The organism is Pseudomonas sp. BN415, from assembly GCF_029871195.1.
GTDB classification, from domain to species: Bacteria; Pseudomonadota; Gammaproteobacteria; order Pseudomonadales; family Pseudomonadaceae; genus Metapseudomonas; species Metapseudomonas resinovorans.
In genome coordinates this window covers 214,168-235,603 of the sequence record NZ_SSOK01000061.1, presented here as the reverse complement: position 1 = coordinate 235,603, position 21,436 = coordinate 214,168, and the positions used below count along the sequence as shown (strand labels likewise).

The 21,436-nt window shown below is 64.5% G+C and carries 18 protein-coding genes; 9 read left to right on the top strand and 9 right to left on the bottom strand.

The window, feature by feature from the left end; genetic code table 11:
• Nucleotides 1-90 precede the first annotated feature (90 nt).
• The 3 genes from E8F20_RS19465 to E8F20_RS19455 form a co-directional block, all read right to left on the bottom strand.
• Nucleotides 91-531, bottom strand: a complete 441-nt coding sequence (locus E8F20_RS19465; RefSeq protein ID WP_280285203.1) for a CBS domain-containing protein — start codon at nt 529-531, stop codon at nt 91-93.
• A 434-nt stretch (nt 532-965) separates the two neighbouring features.
• Entirely contained in the window at nt 966-2,771 is a 1,806-nt protein-coding gene (gene oadA, locus E8F20_RS19460; protein ID WP_280285202.1) for a sodium-extruding oxaloacetate decarboxylase subunit alpha, read from the bottom strand.
• Between the two features lie 16 nt (nt 2,772-2,787).
• Nucleotides 2,788-4,203, bottom strand: a complete 1,416-nt coding sequence (locus tag E8F20_RS19455; protein ID WP_280285201.1) for an acetyl-CoA carboxylase biotin carboxylase subunit — start codon at nt 4,201-4,203, stop codon at nt 2,788-2,790.
• Between the two features lie 201 nt (nt 4,204-4,404).
• On the opposite strand from E8F20_RS19455, the gene E8F20_RS19450 reads away from it, so the two are divergent.
• On the top strand, nt 4,405-5,352 hold the full coding sequence (locus tag E8F20_RS19450) for a LysR family transcriptional regulator (protein ID WP_280285428.1): 948 nt from the start codon (nt 4,405-4,407) through the stop codon (nt 5,350-5,352).
• Here the strand turns inward: E8F20_RS19450 and E8F20_RS19445 are convergent.
• A complete protein-coding gene (locus tag E8F20_RS19445; RefSeq protein WP_081667902.1) occupies nt 5,294-5,515 on the bottom strand; it encodes a transcriptional regulator in 222 nt (73 codons plus the stop codon). The two genes, E8F20_RS19450 and E8F20_RS19445, sit on opposite strands and share 59 nt — an antisense overlap.
• A 179-nt stretch (nt 5,516-5,694) precedes the next feature.
• Here E8F20_RS19445 and E8F20_RS19440 point away from each other — a divergent pair, with 179 nt between their 5' ends.
• Nucleotides 5,695-6,069, top strand: a complete 375-nt coding sequence (locus E8F20_RS19440; RefSeq protein WP_028626962.1) for a thioredoxin family protein — start codon at nt 5,695-5,697, stop codon at nt 6,067-6,069.
• A gap of 49 nt (nt 6,070-6,118) precedes the next feature.
• Here E8F20_RS19440 and hexR read toward each other — a convergent pair whose 3' ends face one another.
• A complete protein-coding gene (hexR, locus tag E8F20_RS19435) occupies nt 6,119-6,985 on the bottom strand; it encodes a transcriptional regulator HexR (protein WP_280285199.1) in 867 nt (288 codons plus the stop codon).
• Nucleotides 6,986-7,181: 196 nt separating this feature from the next.
• Between hexR and zwf the strand changes: the two genes are divergently transcribed.
• Nucleotides 7,182-8,606 carry a glucose-6-phosphate dehydrogenase gene (gene zwf / locus E8F20_RS19430; RefSeq protein ID WP_280285427.1) on the top strand — a complete coding sequence of 475 codons (1,425 nt, stop codon included), beginning with the start codon at nt 7,182-7,184 and terminating at the stop codon, nt 8,604-8,606.
• Nucleotides 8,607-8,788: 182 nt separating this feature from the next.
• Nucleotides 8,789-10,114, top strand: coding sequence for a tRNA 5-hydroxyuridine modification protein YegQ (gene yegQ, locus E8F20_RS19425; RefSeq protein ID WP_280285198.1), 1,326 nt, complete (start codon nt 8,789-8,791; stop codon nt 10,112-10,114).
• Between the two features lie 76 nt (nt 10,115-10,190).
• Here yegQ and E8F20_RS19420 read toward each other — a convergent pair whose 3' ends face one another.
• Nucleotides 10,191-13,076 carry an EAL domain-containing protein gene (locus E8F20_RS19420; protein WP_280285197.1) on the bottom strand — a complete coding sequence of 962 codons (2,886 nt, stop codon included), beginning with the start codon at nt 13,074-13,076 and terminating at the stop codon, nt 10,191-10,193.
• A 201-nt stretch (nt 13,077-13,277) separates the two neighbouring features.
• Between E8F20_RS19420 and uvrD the strand changes: the two genes are divergently transcribed.
• The 3 genes from uvrD (at nt 13,278) to E8F20_RS19405 (ending at nt 17,232) form a co-directional block, all read left to right on the top strand.
• Entirely contained in the window at nt 13,278-15,458 is a 2,181-nt protein-coding gene (gene uvrD / locus E8F20_RS19415) for a DNA helicase II (protein WP_280285196.1), read from the top strand.
• Between the two features lie 213 nt (nt 15,459-15,671).
• Nucleotides 15,672-16,247: a TetR/AcrR family transcriptional regulator gene (locus E8F20_RS19410; protein WP_028626968.1), complete on the top strand. Its 576-nt coding sequence runs from the start codon at nt 15,672-15,674 to the stop codon at nt 16,245-16,247.
• 124 nt (nt 16,248-16,371) lie between these two features.
• Nucleotides 16,372-17,232: a Tim44 domain-containing protein gene (locus E8F20_RS19405; protein WP_280285195.1), complete on the top strand. Its 861-nt coding sequence runs from the start codon at nt 16,372-16,374 to the stop codon at nt 17,230-17,232.
• A gap of 195 nt (nt 17,233-17,427) precedes the next feature.
• Here the strand turns inward: E8F20_RS19405 and E8F20_RS19400 are convergent, their stop codons facing one another.
• A complete protein-coding gene (locus tag E8F20_RS19400) occupies nt 17,428-17,892 on the bottom strand; it encodes a YbaK/EbsC family protein (RefSeq protein WP_280285194.1) in 465 nt (154 codons plus the stop codon).
• Nucleotides 17,893-18,026: 134 nt separating this feature from the next.
• The gene (locus E8F20_RS19395) at nt 18,027-18,479 is read right to left on the bottom strand and encodes a GNAT family N-acetyltransferase (protein WP_280285193.1); all 453 of its coding nucleotides are present in this window, start codon (nt 18,477-18,479) and stop codon (nt 18,027-18,029) included.
• Nucleotides 18,480-18,598: 119 nt separating this feature from the next.
• Here E8F20_RS19395 and E8F20_RS19390 point away from each other — a divergent pair, with 119 nt between their 5' ends.
• Complete coding sequence (locus tag E8F20_RS19390; protein ID WP_028626972.1) at nt 18,599-19,006, top strand: SMI1/KNR4 family protein; 408 nt, start codon at nt 18,599-18,601, stop codon at nt 19,004-19,006.
• A gap of 58 nt (nt 19,007-19,064) precedes the next feature.
• Here the strand turns inward: E8F20_RS19390 and E8F20_RS19385 are convergent, their stop codons facing one another.
• On the bottom strand, nt 19,065-19,727 hold the full coding sequence (locus E8F20_RS19385) for a GntR family transcriptional regulator (protein WP_280285191.1): 663 nt from the start codon (nt 19,725-19,727) through the stop codon (nt 19,065-19,067).
• Nucleotides 19,728-19,996: 269 nt separating this feature from the next.
• On the opposite strand from E8F20_RS19385, the gene E8F20_RS19380 reads away from it, so the two are divergent.
• Nucleotides 19,997-21,388 (top strand): aspartate aminotransferase family protein, encoded by a 1,392-nt coding sequence (locus E8F20_RS19380; protein ID WP_280285190.1) that lies wholly within the window; start codon nt 19,997-19,999, stop codon nt 21,386-21,388.
• Nucleotides 21,389-21,436 lie beyond the last annotated feature (48 nt).

Below are 21,436 nucleotides of genomic sequence, written 5' to 3'. Positions count from 1 at the left end.
ACCCGCTCCGCCTGATGGGTTTCGCTTCGCTCAACCACATCCTGCGCAGGGGTCGAGTGCAGTGCTGGAACGAAGGGACATCGGGCGGGCTCAGGCCACTTCGCCGCGGATGTACTGCTCCAGGTGCAGGATCAGGTCGTCCTGTTCGGCCATGGCCTCTTTCACCAGGTCACCGATGGACAGCAGGCCGACCAGCTCGCCGCCCTCCACCACCGGGAGGTGGCGCATGTGCTGATCGGTCATCAGCGACATGCATTCGCGGATGCTCTGCTTCGGCGTCACCGTCAGTACCGGTTCGGTCATGAACTCGCGCACCACCGTCGCCACGGAGGAGCGTCCCTGCAGCACGCCTTTGCGCGCATAGTCACGCTCACTGACGATACCGACCAGGCGCCCGCCCTCGGTCACGGGCAGAGCACCGATGTTCAGCTCGGCCATCACCCGCAGTGCCTCCAGCATCGGTGTCTCGACATCGATGGTGTGAACGCTCTGTTGCGGTTTGGCGCGGAGCATCTGTGCGACGGTTTTCATGGCGTGTCCTCCTCGGGCGGCGTCGGCTGGAAGGCCAGAATGCGCGCGGTCATGCGCGCGGCGCCAAGAAGGGATTTGCATGGCGACGATTGAAAAATTCATTGATCGGTAAAAGCGGGACACCAGGTACCGGTGGGTGCGAATTCATTCGCTCAAGGGCGACGCCGTCGCCCTGAGCCGGTGCCTCCGCGGCGCATTCCTGCGGAACGCCATCGCGATTGAGATCGCACAGGCAGAGGGCGCGTTCTTGTAGGTTATGCCTGGGCTCCGCGAAGCCCAACGTGCGAAGTCGATACACCGCCATGTTGGGCCTCGCTCCGCGAGGACCAACCTACAGCGCCGCTGCACGACTGACCGACATGGAGTCTCCTACAGTTTCCCGGACATAAAAAAGGGAGCCTTGCGGCTCCCTAGGGGGACTCTCTTCGGAGCAATCAGGCGATTTCGATCAGGACTTCGCCCGGATTCACGCGGTCGCCCTTGGCAACGTGGACGGCCTTGACGGTACCGTCGATAGGCGCCTGGACTTCGGTTTCCATCTTCATGGCCTCGGTGATCAGCACGGCCTGACCGGCTTTCACCTGGTCGCCTTCCTTCACCAGCACATCGACGATGTTGCCCGGCATGGTGGTGCTGACATCGCCAGGCGCACCGGCGCTCTTGCGCTTGCTGCCAGAGCCTGCGACGAACTCGTTGAGCGGTTCGAACACCACTTCTTCCGGCATGCCGTCGATGGACAGGTAGAAGTGGCGCTTGCCGTCGCTCTTCACACCGACACCGGTGATGTCGATGCGGTAGCTCTCCCCATGCACGTCCACCACGAACTCAGTCGGAGTGCCTTCGCCGCCGACCGGGGCCGCACCCTTGCCGTTGGGCATGGGCAGCAGTTCTTCCGCCTTCAGGGTGCCGGCGGCACGTTCTTCGAGGAACTTGCGGCCGATGTCCGGGAACATGGCGAAGGTCAGTACGTCCTCTTCGGACTTGGCGAGGCTGCCGATGTCTTCGCGCAGCTTGTTCAGCTCCGGCTTGAGCAGGTCGGCCGGACGGACGTCGATGACCTCTTCATTGCCGATGGCCTGGCGACGCAGCTGCTCGTTGATCTGGCCCGGTGCCTTGCCGTAGCGGCCTTGCAGGTAGAGCTTCACCTCGTTGGTGATGGTCTTGTAGCGCTCGCCAGCCAGCACGTTGAAGAACGCCTGGGTGCCGACGATCTGCGAGGTCGGGGTGACCAAGGGCGGGAAGCCGAGGTCCTCGCGAACACGCGGGATTTCCGCCAGCACTTCCGGCATACGGTTCAGGGCGCCCTGCTCTTTCAGCTGGTTGGCCAGGTTGGAGATCATGCCGCCCGGTACCTGGTTGACCTGCACGCGGGTGTCCACGCCGGTGAACTCGCTCTCGAACTGGTGGTACTTCTTACGCACGGCGTGGAAGTACATGCCGATTTCCTGGATCAGCTCCAGGTCCAGGCCGGTGTCGAACGGGGTGTCGCGCAGGGCGGCAACCATGGATTCGGTACCCGGGTGACTGGTACCCCAGGCCATGCTGGAGATGGCGGTGTCGATGCGATCGGCGCCGTTCTCCACAGCTTTCAGCTGACACATACTGGCCACGCCGGCGGTGTCGTGGGAGTGCACGACCACATCCAGCGGCAGCGCTTCTTTCAGCGCCTTCACCAATTGGCCAGTGGCGTACGGGGTCAACAGGCCCGCCATGTCCTTGATGGCGATGGAGTCCACGCCCATGTCCGCCATGGCGCGACCCTGGGCCACGAAGGCCTCGATGGTGTGCACGGGGCTGGTGGTGTAGGCGATGGTGCCCTGGGCATGCTTGCCGGCGGCCTTCACCGCTTCGATGGAGGTGCGCAGGTTACGCACGTCGTTCATCGCGTCGAAGATGCGGAATACGTCGATGCCGTTGACCGCGGCCTTGGCGACGAAGGCGCGTACCACGTCGTCGCTGTAGTGGCGGTAGCCCAGCAGATTCTGGCCGCGCAGGAGCATCTGCAGGCGGGTGTTGGGCAGGGCGGCCTTGAGCTTGCGCAGGCGCTCCCACGGGTCTTCCTTGAGGAAGCGCACGCAGGCGTCGAAGGTGGCGCCGCCCCAGACTTCCAGCGACCAGTAGCCGACCTTGTCGAGCTTGTCGCAGATCGGAAGCATGTCTTCGGTACGCATGCGGGTGGCCAGCAGGGACTGGTGCGCATCGCGCAGGATGGTATCGGTGATCGAAATCTTCTTGCTCATGTTCTGAATCCTTCCCCTACAGGCCGGCGTGGGCGGCGATGGCGGTGGCGATGGCGATGGCCAGGTGCGACGGGTTGCGCTTGATCGAGTACTGGGTCAGCTCCGGATGGCTCTCAACGAAGCTGGTGTTGAACTCGGCACTGCGGAACTCGGGATTGCGCAGGATTTCCTGGTAGTAGGGCGCGGTGGTCCGCACCCCTTGCACGCGCATGTCATCGAGGGCGCGCAGGCCGCGGTCCAGGGCTTCTTCCCAGGTCAGTGCCCAGACGATCAGCTTCAGGCACATGGAGTCGTAGTACGGCGGAATGGTGTAGCCGGTGTAGATCGCGGTGTCGGTGCGCACACCGGGGCCGCCAGGGGCGTAGTAACGGGTGATCTTGCCGAAGGACGGCAGGAAGTTGTTCTTCGGGTCCTCGGCGTTGATGCGGAACTGCAGGGCGAAGCCGCGATGGATGATGTCGTCCTGCTTGACCGACAGCTCAAGGCCCGAGGCGATGCGAATCTGCTCGCGGACGATGTCGATGCCGGTGATTTCCTCGGTGATGGTGTGTTCCACCTGCACGCGGGTGTTCATCTCCATGAAGTACACCTCGCCCTCGGCGAGCAGGAACTCCACGGTGCCGGCGTTCTCGTAGCCCACGGCCTTGGCCGCGCGTACCGAGAGGTCACCGATGTAGGCACGCTGCTCGGGGGTGAGCTGCGGGCTCGGGGCGATCTCGATGAGCTTCTGGTTGCGGCGCTGGATCGAGCAGTCGCGCTCGAACAGGTGCACGGTGTTGCCGAAGGAGTCGGCGAGGATCTGCGCTTCGATGTGCTTCGGATTGACGATGCACTTCTCGAGGAAGACTTCTGCCGAGCCGAAGGCCTTGGTGGCTTCGGAAATCACGCGCGGGTAGGCCTGTTCCAGCTCCTCGCGGCTGTTGCAGCGACGGATACCGCGACCGCCACCGCCGGAGGTGGCCTTGAGCATTACCGGGTAGCCGATGCGCTCGGCTTCACGCAGTGCTTCAGCCAGGTCGGCGACATTGCCTTCGGTGCCAGGGGTGACCGGCACGCCGGCCTTGATCATGCTGCGGCGGGCTTCGGTCTTGTCGCCCATGCGGCGGATCACTTCGGCGCTCGGGCCGATGAACTTGATTCCGCGCTCCGCGCAGATGTCCGCCAGCTCGGCGTTTTCGGAGAGGAAACCGTAGCCCGGGTGCAAGGCATCGCAGCCGGTCTCGACCGCCAGGTTCACCAGCTTGCGCGGGTTCAGGTACCCGGCCAGCGGGTCGTCACCAATGCTGTGGGCTTCGTCGGCACGCTTGACGTGCAGGGCGTGCCGGTCGGCATCGGAGTAGATGGCCACCGAGCGGATGCCCATCTCGGCGCAAGCGCGCACGATGCGGACGGCAATCTCACCACGGTTGGCGATCAGGATTTTCTTGATCACGAGCTTTCCCTCGACCAAGTGAACAGGCGAACGGCTGGGCCGGTCGTTGGGTGACCGCAGATCGTGTAGCGGTCGCGTCATTACCCTACGCCGCGAGCGGGAATAACCCCAATCAATAATTATTGGGGTATCCATTAGGTTGAGCTTATAGTCAGCAACCCTGCCCACCCCTCGAGGCCAAAATCGATGCGCAAGACCCTGCTGCGTATGACGCTGCGCCAGCTCCAGGTGTTCCGTGCCGTGTATGAAAGCCGCTCCTACAGCCGCGCGGCCGAGGAGATGGCGCTGACTCAACCGGCCGTCAGCCTGCAGATTCGCCAACTCGAAGAACTGGTGGGCCAGCCGCTGTTCGAGTACGTCGGCAAGAAGCTCTACGTGACCGACGCGGCCGAGGCGCTGATGCGCGCCAGCAGCGACATCTTCCAGCGCCTGGCCAGCCTCGACATGCAGCTCTCTGATCTGCAGGGCTCCCTGCAGGGCCAGCTGAATCTGGCGGTGGAATCGAGCGCCAAGTACTTCGTGCCGCACCTGTTCGCCGCCTTCCGCGAGCAGCACCCGGACGTCAGCCTGCACCTGGTGGTGACCAACCGCGCCCAGGTGATCAAGCGCCTCTCGGACAACCGCGACGATCTGGTGATCATGTCCCTGGTGCCCCAGGACATGGCGCTGGAGTTCCTGCCCTTCCTGAACAACCCGATCGTTGCGGTGGCGCCGCCCGACCACCCGCTATGCAACGCCGCCAAACTGACGCTGAAGGACCTGGAGCCCTATACCCTGCTGGTGCGCGAGGCCGGCTCAGGCACGCGCAAGGCCTGCGAGGAATACTTCCAGCAGAAGCGCGCGCACTTCGCCCAGACCATGGAAGTGGCCTCGCTGGATGCACAGAAGGAATGTGTGGTGGCCGACCTTGGCATCGCCCTGATCCCACGTCACGCAGTGAGCCTGGAACTGGCGACTGGGCTCTTGCGAGAGCTGCCGGTGGAGGAGTTGCCACTCTATCGGAGCTGGTGCGCGGTTCACGCCAAGGGCAAGCGGCTGTCGCCGGTCGCCCAGGCATTTCTAAGCTTTATCCGCGAAGAACGCGCACAGATCAGCGCGCTTTCCCACCGCTTTTCCGGCGCACTGCCTTTGACGACAACAGGTAGTTAACGGCGATCAGCTCAGGGTAGGGGTAGTCCGAGCATTCCATCTGCAGCCGGCGCTGCTCGCAGCGGTCTTCGATGGCGCGACGGAACTGCATACGCCGCTGGTCCTCCAGTTTGCGCCGGGTCTTGCTGTCCAGATGGGCGGAATCATCGTGAAAGCGTTGCATGGCATCTCTCCCTGGGTGGGGTCCGGTAGGCGCAGCATCGCCCGCACCTGTGACGCTTTCGCGAAGGCTCGGTGAATCTGTGGTGAAGCCGAGATTTCAGGCTATCGGGCTGATAGCTGGACAGACCGGCACGGCCCGACTTTGCTCAGCAGTTAAGGGCAACGTCGCTGGAGGACGCCATGAGCAATGCCGTCGAGTTCTTCCAACGCTTTCCGATCCAACGGGTGCGCGCCAGCATCCTTGATGACGTATTGGCCAGCGAACGCCAACGGCTGGTGCTGCTCTATCTCTGGCAGGACGACTGTCCGCTCTGCGATGTCGCCAAGCACGACCTGCTGCGCACCCAGGAGCGCTGCCAGTGGCCGCAGGTACGCTGGCTGCACGACGAAGTGGAAGAAGACCCGGCGCTGGCCCTGCGCTTCGGCCTGCACGGCGTGCCGACCTTCATCGCGCTGTACCACGGCCGGCCGCTGGGACGGATTACCAGCTGGCCGGGCAGCGGGCCCTTCATCGAAGCCATCGAGCGGCTGCTGGTACGCCAGGGGCTGGCCTGATTGGCTGCGCGTCAGAAGCCGACGGCTCGCTCGATCAGGACCCTCTGAGTCAGTCCTCGGCGCTCTTCACCGACTTGGGCGATAGACGCAGGCTGCGCAGGCTTCGCTTCACACTCTTGAGGTGGTTGACCAGGGTCGGGCCACGGGCCATGGCGACGCCCATGGCGAGTACGTCGATCACCACCAGGTGGGCGATGCGCGAGGTCAGCGGGGTGTAGATCTCGGTGTCTTCCTGCACGTCAATGGCAAGATTCACCGTGGCCAGGTCAGCCAATGGCGTCTGGCTCGGGCAGAGGGTGATCAGTGTGGCACCGGCTTCACGCACCAGGTTGGCGGTGATCAGCAGATCCTTGGAGCGGCCCGACTGGGAGATGCAAATGGCCACGTCCGATGGCTTCAGAGTGACCGCCGACATCGCCTGCATGTGCGGATCGGAGTAGGCCGCCGCCGTGAGCAGCAGGCGGAAGAACTTGTGCTGGGCATCGGCCGCCACTGCACCGGAAGCGCCGAAGCCGTAGAACTCCACGCGTTGCGCCTGGGCGCAAGCCCCGATGGCCCGCTGGAGGGCTTCCGGGTCGAGCTTCTCGCGGACTTCCATCAGGGTATGCAGGGTGGTGTCGAAGATTTTCAGGCTGAAGTCGGCGACCGAGTCCTCTTCGTGAATGGCAAACTGGCCGAAGCTGGCACCAGCAGCCAGGCTCTGCGCCAGTTTCAGCTTCAGATCCTGGAAGCCGCCGCAGCCGATGGCACGGCAGAAGCGCACGATGGTAGGTTCGCTGACCCCGACCCCCTGGGCCAAGTCGGCCATGGAGCTGTGCATGACCGCGGCGGGATCGAGCAGGACGTGGTCGGCGACTTTCAGTTCCGACTTGCGCAGCAGATGCCGCGACTGAGCGATATGTTGCAGCAGATTCACAGGGCAGGCTCTGTCTGGAATGGAGGTTTTGCCGGTTTCTTCCGTCATGCAACGGGCCTCGACTCGGTTATGATCGGCTGAACCAGGCTGTAGTGATCGTGTAGTTATACTACATGAGCCGCTTTTCCGCCCAGTTGAACGACCCTTTATCCGCGTGCAAGGAAGGGAGATCGCATCCTTGACCAGCTCCTGCGACATGCTCGTCTTCGGCGGTACCGGCGATCTCGCGCTGCACAAACTGCTTCCGGCCCTCTATCACCTGCATCGCGAAGGGCGCCTGCATCCGCAGATGCGCATCCTCGCCCTGGCCCGCAACGCCCTCGACCGTGACGGCTACCGCGCGCTGGCCGAACGCCGTTGCCGTGCCCAGGTGGCCCGCGCCGACTTCACCACCGAGGCCTGGCGGGGCTTCTCCGAGCGTCTGGACTACTTCGCCATGGATGTTTCCCAGAGCGCCGACTTCGGCCGCCTGGCCCGCTACCTTGGGCCTGACCCCGGCTGCGGGCGGGTGTACTACCTGGCCACCGCTCCCGACCTGTTCGAGGACGTCGCCGCACACCTGGCCGTCGCCCAGTTGGTTACCCCGCAATCGCGCATCGTGCTGGAGAAGCCCATCGGCCACTCGCTGGAATCGGCCAAGGCGATCAACGCCGCCATCGGCAAGGTGTTCGACGAATCCCAGGTGTTCCGCATCGATCACTACCTGGGCAAGGAAACCGTGCAGAACCTCATGGCCCTGCGCTTCGCCAACGGCCTGTTCGAGCCGATCTGGCGTGCCGGGCACATTGACCATGTGCAGATCAGCGTCTGCGAGACCCTCGGCGTGGAGAACCGCGGCGCCTACTACGACCGCTCCGGGGCCATGCGCGACATGGTGCAGAACCACCTGCTGCAACTGCTCTGCCTGGTGGCGATGGAGGCGCCGGTGCGTTTCGACGCCGAAGCGGTGCGCAACGAGAAGGTGAAAATCCTCGAAGCGCTGAAACCCATCTCCGGGCAGGACGTGCGCGACAAGACCGTGCGTGGCCAATACAGCGCCGGCAAGATCGGCGGCCAGGAAGTGCCGGCCTACTACTTCGAGAAGAACGTCGACAACGACAGCGACACCGAAACCTTCGTCGCCGTGCAGGCCGAGATCGACAACTGGCGTTGGGCCGGCGTGCCTTTCTACCTGCGCACCGGCAAGCGCCTGGCGCGCAAGTACTCTGAGATCGTCATCCAGTTCAAGCCAGTGCCCCACCGCCTGTTCACCGATGGCGAGGCCAACCACCTGCTGATTCGCCTACAGCCGGAAGAACGCATCAGCCTGCAACTGATGGCCAAGTCGCCTGGCAAAGGCATGAACCTGGAGCCCGTGGAGCTGGACCTGAACCTGGCCAAGGCCTTCAGCCACCAGCGTCGCTGGGACGCCTACGAGCGCCTGTTGCTGGATGTGATCGAGGGTGACTCGACGCTGTTCATGCGCCGCGACGAGGTGGAAGCCGCCTGGAGCTGGGTCGACCCCATCCTCGAAGGCTGGCACGAGCACTACCAGAGCCCGCGCCCCTACCCCGCCGGCTCCACGGGTCCGGAACAGGCCCACAGCCTGCTGGAACTGCACGGCCGGCAGTGGCACGACTGACGCGCGCGGCTGGCGAACAGAAAAGCGCGTCCACCCCTCGCACGGCCAGCATCCGCTGCGGTGGAAATCCACCGGGCGGATATCCACCGCAGCGGCACCGGCGCATTGCTCTGGAGCAATAAAGCGCCCTCGCCCCCTCCCTAGAATCGCGCGTCCATCGCCCACACACCGCGAGCCGCGCCATGCACAGTCCCGAACTGCTCTCCCCCGCCGGTACCCTCAAGGCCATGCGTCATGCCTTCGCCTATGGCGCCGATGCCGTGTATGCGGGCCAGCCGCGCTACAGCCTGCGGGTGCGCAACAACGAGTTCGACCACACCCACCTCGCCCTCGGCATTTCGGAAGCCCACGCGGCCGGCAAGCGCTTCTACGTGGTGGTGAACATCGCCCCGCACAACGCCAAATTACGAACCTTCCTCAAAGACCTGGAGCCCGTGATCGCCATGGGACCGGATGCGCTGATCATGTCCGATCCCGGCCTGATCATGCTGGTTCGCGAGCATTTCCCGCAGATGCCCATCCACCTCTCGGTGCAAGCCAATGCGGTGAACTGGGCCAGCGTGAAGTTCTGGCAGCAGCAGGGACTGAGTCGGGTGATCCTGTCCCGCGAACTGTCCCTGGAGGAAATCGGCGAGATCCGCCAGCAGGTGCCCGGCATGGAGCTGGAAGTCTTCGTCCACGGCGCCCTGTGCATGGCCTATTCCGGCCGCTGCCTGCTGTCCGGCTACCTCAATCATCGCGACCCCAACCAGGGCACCTGCACCAATGCCTGCCGCTGGCAGTACAACGCCCAACCGGCGCGCGAAGATGAGCTGGGCCAGGTAGTGCCGACCCTCGGCTGCGGGGCGAGCAGCGACCGGGTGTTCCTGCTGGAAGAAGCCAATCGCCCCGGCGAGATGATGTCCGCCTGGGAGGATGAGCACGGCACCTACATCATGAATTCCAAGGACCTGCGCGCTGTGCATCACGTCGAGCGGCTGCTGCAGATGGGCGTGCACTCGATGAAGATCGAGGGCCGCACCAAATCGCACTTTTATGTGGCACGTACCGCTCAGGCCTACCGCAAGGCCATCGATGACGCCGTTGCCGGCCGCCCCTTCGACCGCGCCCTGATGGACGACCTCGAGTCCTTGGCCAACCGCGGCTATACGGAGGGTTTCCTGCGCCGTCACGTACACGACGAGTACCAGAACTACGAACACGGCTACTCCCTGGCCGAGCGCCAGCAGTTCGTTGGCGAGCTGACCGGGGTGGTTCGCCAGGGCCTGGCGGAAGTACGGGTGAAGAATCACTTCGCGGTAGGCGACCGCCTGCAACTGATGACCCCGCAGGGCAACCTGGATTTCCGCCTGGAAGCGCTGGAGAACCGCTACGGCGAGCGCAAGGCCGTTGCGCCGGGGGACGGCCACACGCTGTACCTGCCGCTGCCTGCGGACCTGCCCCTGGAGAACGCCCTGCTGCTGCGCTGGTTCAGCAGCGGCAACAGCCGGACCGCTGCAAGCGCCTGACTCCGCAGGTGGATATGAAATGCGATATCCACCCTACGACCGGATCGACTCCCGCATCGGCGTCCCGGTGCGGGTGTCAGCGCCAGAGCGCGGTGGCCTGCTCCTTGAGCAGCCGCACGAACTGCGGTGCTTCCACTGGCGGGCTGATCAGGTAGCCCTGGATCTCGTCGCAGCGCTGGCTGCGCAGGAAGTTCAGCTGCTCTTGGTTCTCCACACCCTCGGCGACCACTTTCAGCTCCAGGCTATGGGCCATGGCGATGATCGCGCGGGTAATGGCGGCGTCCTCGCTACCTGCGGAGAGGTCACGGATGAAGGTCTGGTCGATCTTCACGTAGTCGACCGGGAAGCGCTTGAGGTAGCTCAGGGATGAATAGCCGGTGCCGAAATCGTCGATGGCCAGCTTCACGCCGAGCTGGCGCAATTGGTGGAAAGTGGCGATGACGTTCTCGACATTTTCCAGCAGGTGGCTTTCGGTCAGCTCCAGCTCCAGCAGGCGCGCCTGCAGACCGGTTTCCTCCAGCACCTGACGAACCAGGCTGACCAGGTTGCCCTGGCGCAGCTGGTGCATCGACAGGTTCACCGAAACGCGGATGTCCGCCAGGCCCTGGCGCTGCCACTCACGGGCCTGCTGGCAGGCCTGGCGCAACACGAATTCCCCGATGGGGGCGATCAGCCCGGTTTCTTCTGCGAGCCCGATGAAATCCCCGGGCGGTACCAGCCCCTGCTGCGGATGGCGCCAGCGCACCAGCGCCTCGGCGGCGTTCAGGCTGTTATCGGCCAGGCCCAACTTCGGCTGGTAGAAGACTTCCAGCTGGCCTTCCTCGATGGCCTTGCGCAGTTGGTTCTCCAACTGCAGGCGCTCCAGGGTGCAGGCCTGCAGGTTGTCGGTGAAGAACTGGAAAGTATTACCACCCAGGTGCTTGGCGTGCTGCATGGCCATGTTGGCCTGGCTGATGAGGGCGGAAATGTCGCGGGCGTTGTCCGGCAGCAGGCTGATGCCAAGAGAGCCGCTGATCACCAGTTCGTGGCCGCCCACGGTCATTGGCATGCGCAACTTGCCGAGCAGGCGACTGGCCTGGCGCGCCAGGCTGGCGACGCTGCCATAGGCGTCGAGGATCACAACGAACTCATCGCCAGCCAGGCGTGCGATCGTGTCGGCTTCCGGCACCGCCTGGGTCAGGCGGCGGCTAACCTGGCGCAGCAACTGGTCGGCCACTTCGTGGCCGAGGCTATCGTTGAGCACCTTGAACCGGTCCAGGTCGATGTGCAGCAGCGCCAGGCTGCGGCCGCTCTGGCGGGCACGCTGGCTGGCCTCGTGAAGGCGATCCTTGAACAGGGTGCGATTGGCCAGCCCGGTGAGCTCGTCGTAGCTGGACAGGTAGCGCAGGCGCTCCTCGGCCTCGCGGCGAGCGGTGAGGTCGGCGAAGAAGCCGACGATATGGCTGACATTGCCCCGCGAGTCGCGTACCACGTTGAGTTGCAGCCACTGGGGGTAGAGCTCGCCGCTCTTGCGCGCATCCACCAGCTCGCCTTGCCAGCTGCCGCTCTGCTCCAGCTCTTCACGGATCAGGTGATAGCGGCGGCGCGCCTCGCGGCTTCCAATGAGGGTAGCGACACTGCGCCCGATGACTTCTTCCTGGCGATAACCGGTGACCTGGCTGAAGGCCGCGTTGGTCTGGATCACCCGGTAGTCGGGATCGAGGATAACGATTCCCTCGCTGGCCGCCTCGAACACGGTGGCCGCCAGGCGTTGTTCTTCATCGCGGACCTTGCGCGCCGTAATGTCGCGGCGGGTGCCGAGCATGCGCAGCACCTTGCCGCCGCCGTCGCGCTCCACCACCCGACCACGGTCCTCCACCCAGACCCAGTGGCCGTCGTTGTGGCGTACCCGATAGTCGATGGAGTAGCCATCGGTGCGGCCCTTGAGGTGTTCGACCAAGGCCCGGCGCAACAGCGGCAGGTCGTCCGGGTGAAGGCGCGGCTTGAGGTCACTGAGCACACGGGTTACGTCCTCGGCCTCAATGCCAAAGATGGCCTTGAGCTGGGAGTGATGGACCTCATCCGTCTCCAGGTTCCAGTCCCACAGCCCCAGCTCGCTCGCCTCCAGCGCCAGCGCCAGGCGCGCCTCGCTCTTGGAGAGTGCATGGCTGGCGTCGGCCAGCTCCAGGGTGCGCTGGGCCACGCGCATTTCCAGCTCAGCGTGGGTGCGGCGCAACTCGCGTTCGGCACGACGGCGCTGCTCCACCTCGCGGGCCAGCTCTTCATTGAGGCCTTCGGCGCGTCCCTTGGCTGCTTCCAGGTGACTGATCAGCGCCAGGTTCTGAAAGCGCTGCAGCAGGCTGCGCTGCACCAGCCGGTTGACCTGCCAGGCCACCACCATGAGCGAGGCGGCGAGTATCACCCCGAGCACGCCCCACCCGCGGAGCAACGGCGTATCGCCCAGCAGCAGCCAGGTAATCGACGGCAGCAGGCAGGGCAAGGCGAAGGTCAGGAACGCCGACAGGCTGACAGCGTAGGCGACGCTGGCGGAAAGAATGGCAGCGGCAATCAGGCCATAGACCAGGGCCTGCTGTACAAAGGCGTCCGGCGGCACCAGCACCACGGCGGCGAAAGCCAGGGTCAGCCCCGAAGCACCCGCGCCGAGGAGGAAGGCGCGGCGCCAGCGTGGGCAGGCCTGCTGGGTGGGCTGGGCTTTCTTGAAGGCAGCCACCTGGGTCAGGCGCAGGACGGCCAGCAACACCAGCCAAGCGAGCCAGCCACCAAGCAGCAGGCTGTTGCCCGGCGCCCAGAGCAGATAGGCGCAGGCCAGGCCGTTGAGCAGCATGAACAGGGTCGGGACCTGGGAGCCCTGATAAAGGAGGCGCGTGCGTTCGGCCGCAATGTCGGTCGCGAACTGCTGGCGGATCTCGCGGTTGTCCGCCAGGGACAGGGCCGGGCCGACGGGCATTGAATTAGCGGTCATAGGCGCTTTTTTTGTAATGGTCTGCCTAAGCGAGCCCGGAGCTTACCCGAGCGGGAAGAAGCTGCAATAGCTTTATGTGCGAGGTTCCAGACGAGCGTCCCCCAACTTTAGGAGGGTCTCTGGCACGGGGATCAGCGACCGCCCAGCTGACCATCCGGTCATCCGTTTGCCCTCCCCCGTCCACGTCCCTAGAATGCCGCGATGCGCGACGATCTCTCCCTCCTCCTGAACTCCCTCAACGACGCTCAACGCCAGGCCGTAGCGGCCCCGCTGGGGCGTCAACTGGTGCTTGCCGGCGCCGGTTCCGGCAAAACCCGCGTGCTGGTGCACCGCATCGCCTGGCTGATCCAGGTGGAGCAGGCTTCACCGCATTCGATCCTGTCGGTGACCTTCACCAACAAGGCTGCCGCCGAGATGCGCCAGCGCATCGAGCAATTGCTGGGGATCAACCCGGCAGGCATGTGGGTCGGCACCTTCCACGGCCTGGCGCACCGCTTGTTGCGGGCCCATTGGCAGGAAGCCGGTCTGTCCGAGAACTTCCAGATCCTCGACGGCGACGACCAGCAGCGACTGGTCAAGCGGGTGATCCGCGACCTCGGCCTCGACGAGCAACGCTGGCCGGCACGCCAGGCCCAGTGGTTCATCAACGGACAGAAGGACGAAGGCATCCGCCCGCAACACATCCAGGCCGGCGGCGATCTGTTCCTCGGCACCATGTTGAAGATCTACGAAGCCTACGAGGCTGCCTGTGCGCGCACCGGGGTGATCGACTTCTCCGAGCTGCTGCTGCGCGCCCTCGACCTCTGGCGCGACCGCCCGAGCCTGTTGGAGCACTACCAGCGACGCTTCCGCCATGTACTGGTGGACGAGTTCCAGGACACCAACGCCGTGCAGTACGCCTGGCTGCGCCTGCTCGCCAAGGGCGGCCAGAGCCTGATGGTGGTGGGCGACGACGACCAGTCCATCTACGGCTGGCGCGGCGCGCGGATCGAGAACATCCAGCAGTTCTCCAGCGACTTCCCCGACACCGAGGTAATCCGCCTGGAGCAGAACTACCGCTCCACCGCGGGCATCCTCAAGGCCGCCAACGCCCTGATCGCCAACAATCAAGGGCGCCTGGGCAAGGAGCTCTGGACCGAGGGCGAAGAAGGCGAACCCATTGGCCTGTATGCCGCCTTCAACGAGCACGACGAAGCCCGCTATGTGGTGGAGAGCATCGAGAGCGCGCTGAAAGACGGCATGGCACGCAGCGAGATTGCCATCCTCTACCGTTCCAACGCCCAGTCGCGGGTGCTGGAAGAGGCCCTGCTGCGGGAGAAGATTCCCTACCGCATCTACGGCGGCCAGCGCTTCTTCGAGCGCGCCGAGATCAAGAACGCCATGGCCTACTTGCGCCTGCTCGACGGTCGCGGAAACGATGCCGCGCTGGAGCGGGTAATCAACGTGCCGCCACGCGGCATCGGCGAGAAAACCGTGGAGAACATCCGCGAGTTCGCCCGCGTCAATGAAGTCGCGATGTGGGAAGCGATCCGCCTGATGCTCGCCAACAAGGCCCTGGCTGGCCGAGCCTCCGGCGCCCTGGCGGCCTTCATGGAACTGATCGAGAACCTTGCCGCCAAGGCCCTCGACATGCCCCTGCACCTGATGACCCAGACCGTCATCGAGCAGAGCGGCCTGGTGGCCTACCACAAGGATGAGAAGGGCGAGAAAGGCCAGGCCCGGGTGGAAAACCTGGAAGAACTGGTCAGCGCTGCCCGCGCCTTCGAGAACGAAGAGCCCGAGGACGACCTCACCCCGCTGCAGGCCTTCCTCAGCCACGCTTCGCTGGAGGCCGGGGAAACCCAGGCCGACGCCTTCGAGGACAGCGTGCAGCTGATGACCCTGCACAGCGCCAAGGGCCTGGAGTTCCCGCTGGTGTTCCTGGTGGGCATGGAAGAAGGCCTCTTCCCGCACAAGATGAGCATGGAAGACCCGACCCGCCTGGAAGAAGAACGCCGCCTGGCCTATGTCGGCGTCACCCGTGCCATGCAGCGCCTGGTGCTGACCTATGCCGAAACCCGTCGGCTGTACGGCAGCGAGACCTATAACAAGGTCTCGCGCTTCGTTCGCGAGGTGCCGCCACAGCTGATCCGTGAAGTGCGGCTGAACAACAGCATCAGCCGCCCCATGGGTGCCGGCAGTCGTCACGGTTCCATCTTCGATGGCGCCGCCGTGCCGGAAACGCCCTTCTCCCTGGGCCAGCGCGTCCAGCATGCGCTGTTCGGTGAAGGCACCATCCTCAACTTCGAAGGCGCCGGTGCCCAGGCACGGGTGCAGGTGAAGTTCGAGAGTGAGGGCAGCAAGTGGCTGATGCTGGCTTACGCCAAACTGCAGCCGCTCTGAGCCGACAATCGCCACGATCCGCTGTGGGGGCGAATTCATTCGCTGTGCAGGCCGCAGGCCTGCCCTGAGGCCCTTGGGACAGCTACGCTGTCCTTCGCGAATGAATTCGCCCCCACAAGAGCAGCCGCCACCCCCTTCGGCATTACCCTCCGCCCGTCCGATGCCCCCGCCGCCTCGTTTCGCTTGGCCATACTGAGTGGCGGAGGTACGTCCATGCCCCGCTCTCCCAGCGCCCAACACATTCTCGATTGCGCCCTGAACCTGGCCGACACCTGCGGTTGGGAGCGGCTGCACCTGTTCGAGGTGGCCAACGAGCTCGGCGTCGGCCTCGACGCCATCGCCAAACACTACAAACAGAAGGACGACCTGGTGGAGGCCTGGTTCGACCGCGCCGACCAAGCCTTGCTGGAACGCGGCAAGGGCAGCGACCTGCCGGCCCTGAACGCGGAAAAGCGCCTGGAAGAACTTCTTATCGCCTGGCTTGGCGCCCTGGCGCCGCACCGTTCGGTGACCGGGCAGATGCTGCTCTACAAGCTGGAGCCCGGTCATTTCCATTTGCAGGTGCTGGGCCTTTTGCGGGTCAGTCGTACGGTGCAGTGGTGGCGCGAAGCGGCACAACGAGAAACCCTGCATCTGTGTCGCATCGCCGAAGAAAGCCTGTTGACTGGCGCTTACCTGCGCACCTTCATCCACTGGCTGCGTCACCCCATGGAAGACGAGGCCGACCTGCGCGCCCTGTTGCGCCAACAGTTGCGCTGCGGCCCGCTGGTTTTCCTGCTGCGCAGATGAACGGCATGCCCGGAAAAGGCCGACGGAGCTGTCCGACAAAATTCCGAAACACTCTGCCCCTAGCTATCGCGCGACTGACTGTGCAGCATGGCGCGCGTGGATTCATAACCAAGAGAAGCCCCTGATGCGCCGATTTCTCAGTATTGCCCTGGCCCTCTGCGTCAGCCTGACGCTCAGCCTGGATGTCAACGCCGCCAAGCGTATGGGTGGCGGCAAGTCCTTCGGCTCCGCGCCGACCCACCAGACCCGCCAGGCAGCTCCCGCCCAGCAAACCCCGAACGCCGCTGCCCCTGCTGCAGCCGGCAAAGCCGCCGCCGCGAGCGGTGCTTCCCGTTGGCTCGGCCCGCTGGCCGGCATCGCCGCCGGTGGCCTGCTCGCCTCCATGTTCATGGGCGACGGTTTCGATGGCATGCAGATCTTCGACTTCCTGATCATCGGCCTGATCGCCTTCCTGATCTTCCGCTTCCTGGCCGCGCGCAAACGTGCCCAGCAGCAGGGTCAGCCCGCCATGGCCGGCCATGCACCGTTCCAGCGTGAAATGCCGCAGATGCCGCAGCAACAGCCGGCGTCGATCTTCGGCAGCGCCGCCCCGGTCGCCCAGCCCGCCTTCAATGCCCCGAGCTGGTTCAATGAGCAGCGCTTCGTCGAAGCCGGTCGCGAACACTTCATGGCCCTGCAGCAGCACTGGGACGCGGCCGAGATGGACAAGATCGCCGAGTTCGTCACTCCGCAGATGTTGAGCTTCCTCAAGGAAGAACGCGCCAGCCTGGGCGACGCCTACCAGTCCACCTACGTCGACAACCTTCAGGTTCAACTGGACGGCATCGACGAACTGGCCGACAAGACTGTCGCTACCCTGACCTTCAACGGCGTCTCCAAGTCTTCCCGCTTCGACCAGGGTGAAGTCTTCAGCGAAAGCTGGCGCATGGAGCGCGTCAACGGTGACAACCAGCCTTGGCTGGTGGCGGGCATCCGCCAGAACTGATCGCTTCTGCAATGAAAAACCCGGGCTTGTCCCGGGTTTTTCATTTCACTGATGGCGACCGCCACCCCTGCGCCAACGCCGACGCGCAAGGGAGCGGCGGAACCAGAAGGGCGGCGGAATGGGCGGTCGAACACCCTTGAGTTTCTTCATGATTCAGCGCGCCAGCGCTTTCCCGAAGCGCAGCTGATCATCGCCCTAATGGCAGAGCTCGCAGACTTCGGCATGCGGCACCAGCTTCAGGTACTCATCCATGCGCATGTGCACCAGGTTCTGGTGGTCGCCGGCTTCCAGGTAGATGTCCCGTTGCCGGGTCAGTTGCGGGTCCACCAGCATGTTCATGCCATAGGACTCGCCCAGCGCCGGCACGGCGCCCAGTTCGCAGTCCTTGAACAGGCGGGATAGATCGGCTTCGTGGGTGAGCTGCCAGATCTTGGCATCCTTGCGCACCTTGCCCATGTCCAGATGGCGGCTGGCAGGCACCACTGCCATGAGGAAATGGCCTTGGCGGTCGTCGAGGATTACCGTCTTGGCCAGGCGCTCGGCGGGGATATTGGCAACGCGTGCCGACTCCAGGCTGGTGGCCGAGTGCGGGTGTGGCACCAGATCGAATTGGGCATGGGCACGCTCCAGGCTGCGCTGCAGGGTTGCGGCCATTCGCATGTTGCACCTCCTGTGGATAACCAGGGATCGGAAGCTGCCTCGGGCAACCGGATCAGTGCACAAAGTTTAGCCAGCGTGTCGGAACGGGCTGAAGCAGTTGGTGCTGAACAAGGCCGCCGTTAGCAGCCCCGGGCCTAAGCGCGGCGCATGCCGATATGAGGAATGCCGTCGTCGAGGTACAGATCGGTCACCGGCAAGAAGCCATAGCGGCCGTAGTAGTCCTGCAGGTGCGCCTGGGCGGAGAGATACACCGGCATGCCCGGCCAGCGCTTGCCGGCTTCGTCCAGGGCCCGTTCCATCAGCCCGTGGCCCAAGCCGCGGCCTCGCGCCTGGGCGGCACTGACCACCCGACCGATCACTACGTCGCCGCCCTGGGTGGCCGGGTCCAGCAGGCGCAGGTAGGCCAGGAGCGTGCCCTGTTCCCAGGCCATCACATGACAGGTGCCAGCTTCCAGGTCCTGGCCGTCGACATCCAGGTAGGGGCAGTTCTGTTCCACCACGAACACCCGGCAGCGCAGGGCCAGAAAACAGCAGAGCTCGTGGGTATCAAGTTCGCTGTGGTGCTTGCAGGACCAGGTGATCGCCATGATGGGGGCCTCGACAAACGGATTGGCAACGGAGTCTCTGCCACGTTACGACAAGGCTTTTTTCTTCCCAAGCTTGGCTACTGTATAAAGCGCATCCCAATGCATGAGGGCCTGTCGCCATGGAAGAAGTCATCGAACAACTGCGCGAACTCAACGAGCCAGTGCCGGTTCCCCTGGAGCTGCCGGACGAAGAGCAGTTGGTGGAGATCGAGGAGCAGCTGTTGATCAACCTGCCTTTCGAACTGCGCGAGTTCCTGCTCAAGGTCAGCGACGTGATCTACGGCCGCCTGGAGCCGGTGACCGTCACCGACCCGCAATCCCACACCTATCTGCCGGAAGTCGCCGCCGTCGCCTGGGACCTGGGCGTACCCCGCGACCTGGTGCCGCTTTGCCAGGACGGCCGTGACTACTACGTGGTCGATGGAGAAGGCGAAGTGGTGCTGTGGGACGGCGACGAAGGCGAGCTCACCGACGAGAGCTGGGACTCGGTCTGGCATTGGGCCCGGGACGTCTGGCTGACCAGCTGACCAACGACGCTCATGTCCCACGGGAGCGAGCCAGACTCGCTCCCGTCGGAAAGCATCATCAGCCGCTGCGGGCCTGGGCGAAGTCCAGTTCCAGCAGGTTGAGGAGGAATTGGCCGAAGTAGGAAAGATCCTGCTCGATAGCAACGCGCGCGGCCTTGCCGTCGCCCGCCTGCAACGCCTTTAAGGCGTCCTCGTGGAAGTCGTTGAGACGCAACGACAGGTCCGCCTCGGTGAACAGGCGATTGAAGAAAGGGCCGACCTGCAGCCAGAGCGTTTCGATGGTCCGCAGCAGGATGGGGTTGCCACAGGCGCCGTAAAGCACCCGGTGGAACCGGCTGTTGTCGGTCAGGTAGCCCTGTACGTCGCGTTGTTCGATGGCGATATCCATGCGCTCCATGCACCCCCGCAGGACATCCAGCTCATCGCGGGAGAGCTGGCCAGCGGCCGCTTCTACGGCCATGCCCTCCAGCGCCATGCGCACCTGGAATATATGCTTGAAGCGTTCACGGGTCATCGGTGGCACGCGCACCGAGCGCTGTGGCTCGCCCTCCAGGGCGCCTTCAGCCACCAGGCGCTGCAAGGCGGCGCGTACCGGCATCGGGCTGGTGCCCCAGGCAGCGGCGAGATCGCGGATCTTCAGGCGCTCGCCGGGTTTGTACTGGCCTGCCAGCAGGCCCTCGCGTAGTCGTTGGTAAAGCTGCTCCTGCAGGTTCTCGGCCATGGGCATATCACCGTGCAAGGGCCGGCGGCGCCGGCAGTTGGTTCAGGGTCAGGCTGCAATTACGCATGGTTTTGGTCGCCTTCTGTTGTGGGTGGTGGCCTGGACCGCAGGGCGAACCCAGACCAGAGGAGGCTTTCCCTCCGGCCTTTCGTTCTATCCTGTGATCACAAATCATGTTTAACGTTAAATTTCAGCGCCTTTTTTCGCAAGTCTTGACAGAATTGTGATCACAAAACACGATGTGCAGAAATTCGAACGAGGTGTTCAATATGACTGCCAGTGGAATCAGCCAAGCCGCTGTGGAAACCTTCACCGCCCGCGAGCGCGTCCGCTTTCTCGAGCGCAACCCGAAATCCGTCGCACTTGCTGAACGCGCGCACAAGTCCCTCTACGCTGGCGTGCCGATGCACTGGATGGCCGACTGGTCCACGCCCTGCCCGCTGTTCGTCGAGCGCGCCAAGGGGGCCCGCTTCTACGATGTCGATGGCCACGAGTACATCGACTTCTGCCTGGGCGACACCGGCACCATGTTCGGTCACTCGCCGGACCCGATTGCCCGCGCCATCGCCGAGCAGGCCAACAACGGCCTGACCACCATGCTGCCGGGCGAGGATGCCGTGGTTTGCGGCGAGCTGCTGGCCCAGCGCTTCGGCCTGCCCTACTGGCAGGTGACCGCCACCGCCACCGACTCCAACCGCTATGTGCTGCGCTGGGCCCGCGCCATTACCGGGCGCAAGACCCTGCTGGTGTTCGACGGCTGTTACCACGGCACCGTGGACGACGTGATGGTGCGCTGCCGCGACGGCGAGACCGTGCACCGCTCCGGCCTGGTCGGCCAGGCCTACGACCTGACCCAGTACAGCCGCGCCGTTCCCTTCAACGATGTCGAGGCGCTGGAAGCCGCGCTGGCCCAAGGCGACGTCTGTGCCCTGCTCTGCGAACCGGCGATGACCAACATCGGCATGGTCCTGCCCGATCCGGGCTTCATGCAGAAGTGCCGCGAGCTGACCCGCAAGTACGGCAGCCTGCTGATCATCGACGAGACGCACACCATCTCCACCAACATCGGCGGCTGCACCCAGCTGTGGAACCTCGACCCGGACTTCTTCGTGGTTGGCAAACCCATTGCTGGCGGCGTGCCTTGCGGCATCTTCGGCTGCAGCGCGGAGATGGCCGACAGGATGCTCGCCTCGCGCAAGCAGGCCCAGCAGGACAGCCATGGCCACGGCCACAGCGGCATGGGCACCACCCTCTCGGCCAACGCCCTGGCCATGCACTGCATGCGCGCCAACCTCGAACAGGTGATGACCCAGGCGGCCTACGACCACATGCTGCCGCTGGCCAAGCGCCTGGCCGACGGCTTCCGCAGCTTGATTGCCAAGCACGCCCTGAAATGGTCGGTGACCGAACTGGGCGCGCGCAGCGAGTTCCAGTTCTGCCCGGTGTCGCCGCGCACCGGCGCCGAGGCCGAGGCCGCGTTCCACGATGAGCTGCAGATGGCCCTGCACCTCTACCTGATCAACCGCGGCATCCTGATCACGCCATTCCACAACATGACCCTGTGCTGCCCGGCCACCACCGCCGCCGACGTGGACACGTTGATTGTCACCCTGGACGAGGCCATTACCGAACTGCTGGCGATCCCCGGCGCCCGCGAATGATCCGCAGGGTGGATGACGCTCTGTTCATCCACCAACACCCAACCCCGG

What these genes read in the sequence shown, in the direction of transcription:
- E8F20_RS19420 (WP_280285197.1), bottom strand. Translation starts at nt 13,076, where the DNA reads ATGACCGCTAATTCAATGCCCGTCGGCCCGGCCCTGTCCCTGGCGGAC.
- E8F20_RS19445 (WP_081667902.1), bottom strand. Translation starts at nt 5,515, where the DNA reads ATGCAACGCTTTCACGATGATTCCGCCCATCTGGACAGCAAGACCCGG.
- E8F20_RS19395 (WP_280285193.1), bottom strand. Translation starts at nt 18,479, where the DNA reads ATGGCGATCACCTGGTCCTGCAAGCACCACAGCGAACTTGATACCCAC.
- uvrD (WP_280285196.1), top strand. Translation starts at nt 13,278, where the DNA reads ATGCGCGACGATCTCTCCCTCCTCCTGAACTCCCTCAACGACGCTCAA.
- E8F20_RS19465 (WP_280285203.1), bottom strand. Translation starts at nt 531, where the DNA reads ATGAAAACCGTCGCACAGATGCTCCGCGCCAAACCGCAACAGAGCGTT.
- E8F20_RS19410 (WP_028626968.1), top strand. Translation starts at nt 15,672, where the DNA reads ATGCCCCGCTCTCCCAGCGCCCAACACATTCTCGATTGCGCCCTGAAC.
- E8F20_RS19390 (WP_028626972.1), top strand. Translation starts at nt 18,599, where the DNA reads ATGGAAGAAGTCATCGAACAACTGCGCGAACTCAACGAGCCAGTGCCG.
- E8F20_RS19380 (WP_280285190.1), top strand. Translation starts at nt 19,997, where the DNA reads ATGACTGCCAGTGGAATCAGCCAAGCCGCTGTGGAAACCTTCACCGCC.
- E8F20_RS19385 (WP_280285191.1), bottom strand. Translation starts at nt 19,727, where the DNA reads ATGGCCGAGAACCTGCAGGAGCAGCTTTACCAACGACTACGCGAGGGC.
- E8F20_RS19440 (WP_028626962.1), top strand. Translation starts at nt 5,695, where the DNA reads ATGAGCAATGCCGTCGAGTTCTTCCAACGCTTTCCGATCCAACGGGTG.
- E8F20_RS19405 (WP_280285195.1), top strand. Translation starts at nt 16,372, where the DNA reads ATGCGCCGATTTCTCAGTATTGCCCTGGCCCTCTGCGTCAGCCTGACG.
- E8F20_RS19400 (WP_280285194.1), bottom strand. Translation starts at nt 17,892, where the DNA reads ATGCGAATGGCCGCAACCCTGCAGCGCAGCCTGGAGCGTGCCCATGCC.
- oadA (WP_280285202.1), bottom strand. Translation starts at nt 2,771, where the DNA reads ATGAGCAAGAAGATTTCGATCACCGATACCATCCTGCGCGATGCGCAC.
- yegQ (WP_280285198.1), top strand. Translation starts at nt 8,789, where the DNA reads ATGCACAGTCCCGAACTGCTCTCCCCCGCCGGTACCCTCAAGGCCATG.
- zwf (WP_280285427.1), top strand. Translation starts at nt 7,182, where the DNA reads ATGCTCGTCTTCGGCGGTACCGGCGATCTCGCGCTGCACAAACTGCTT.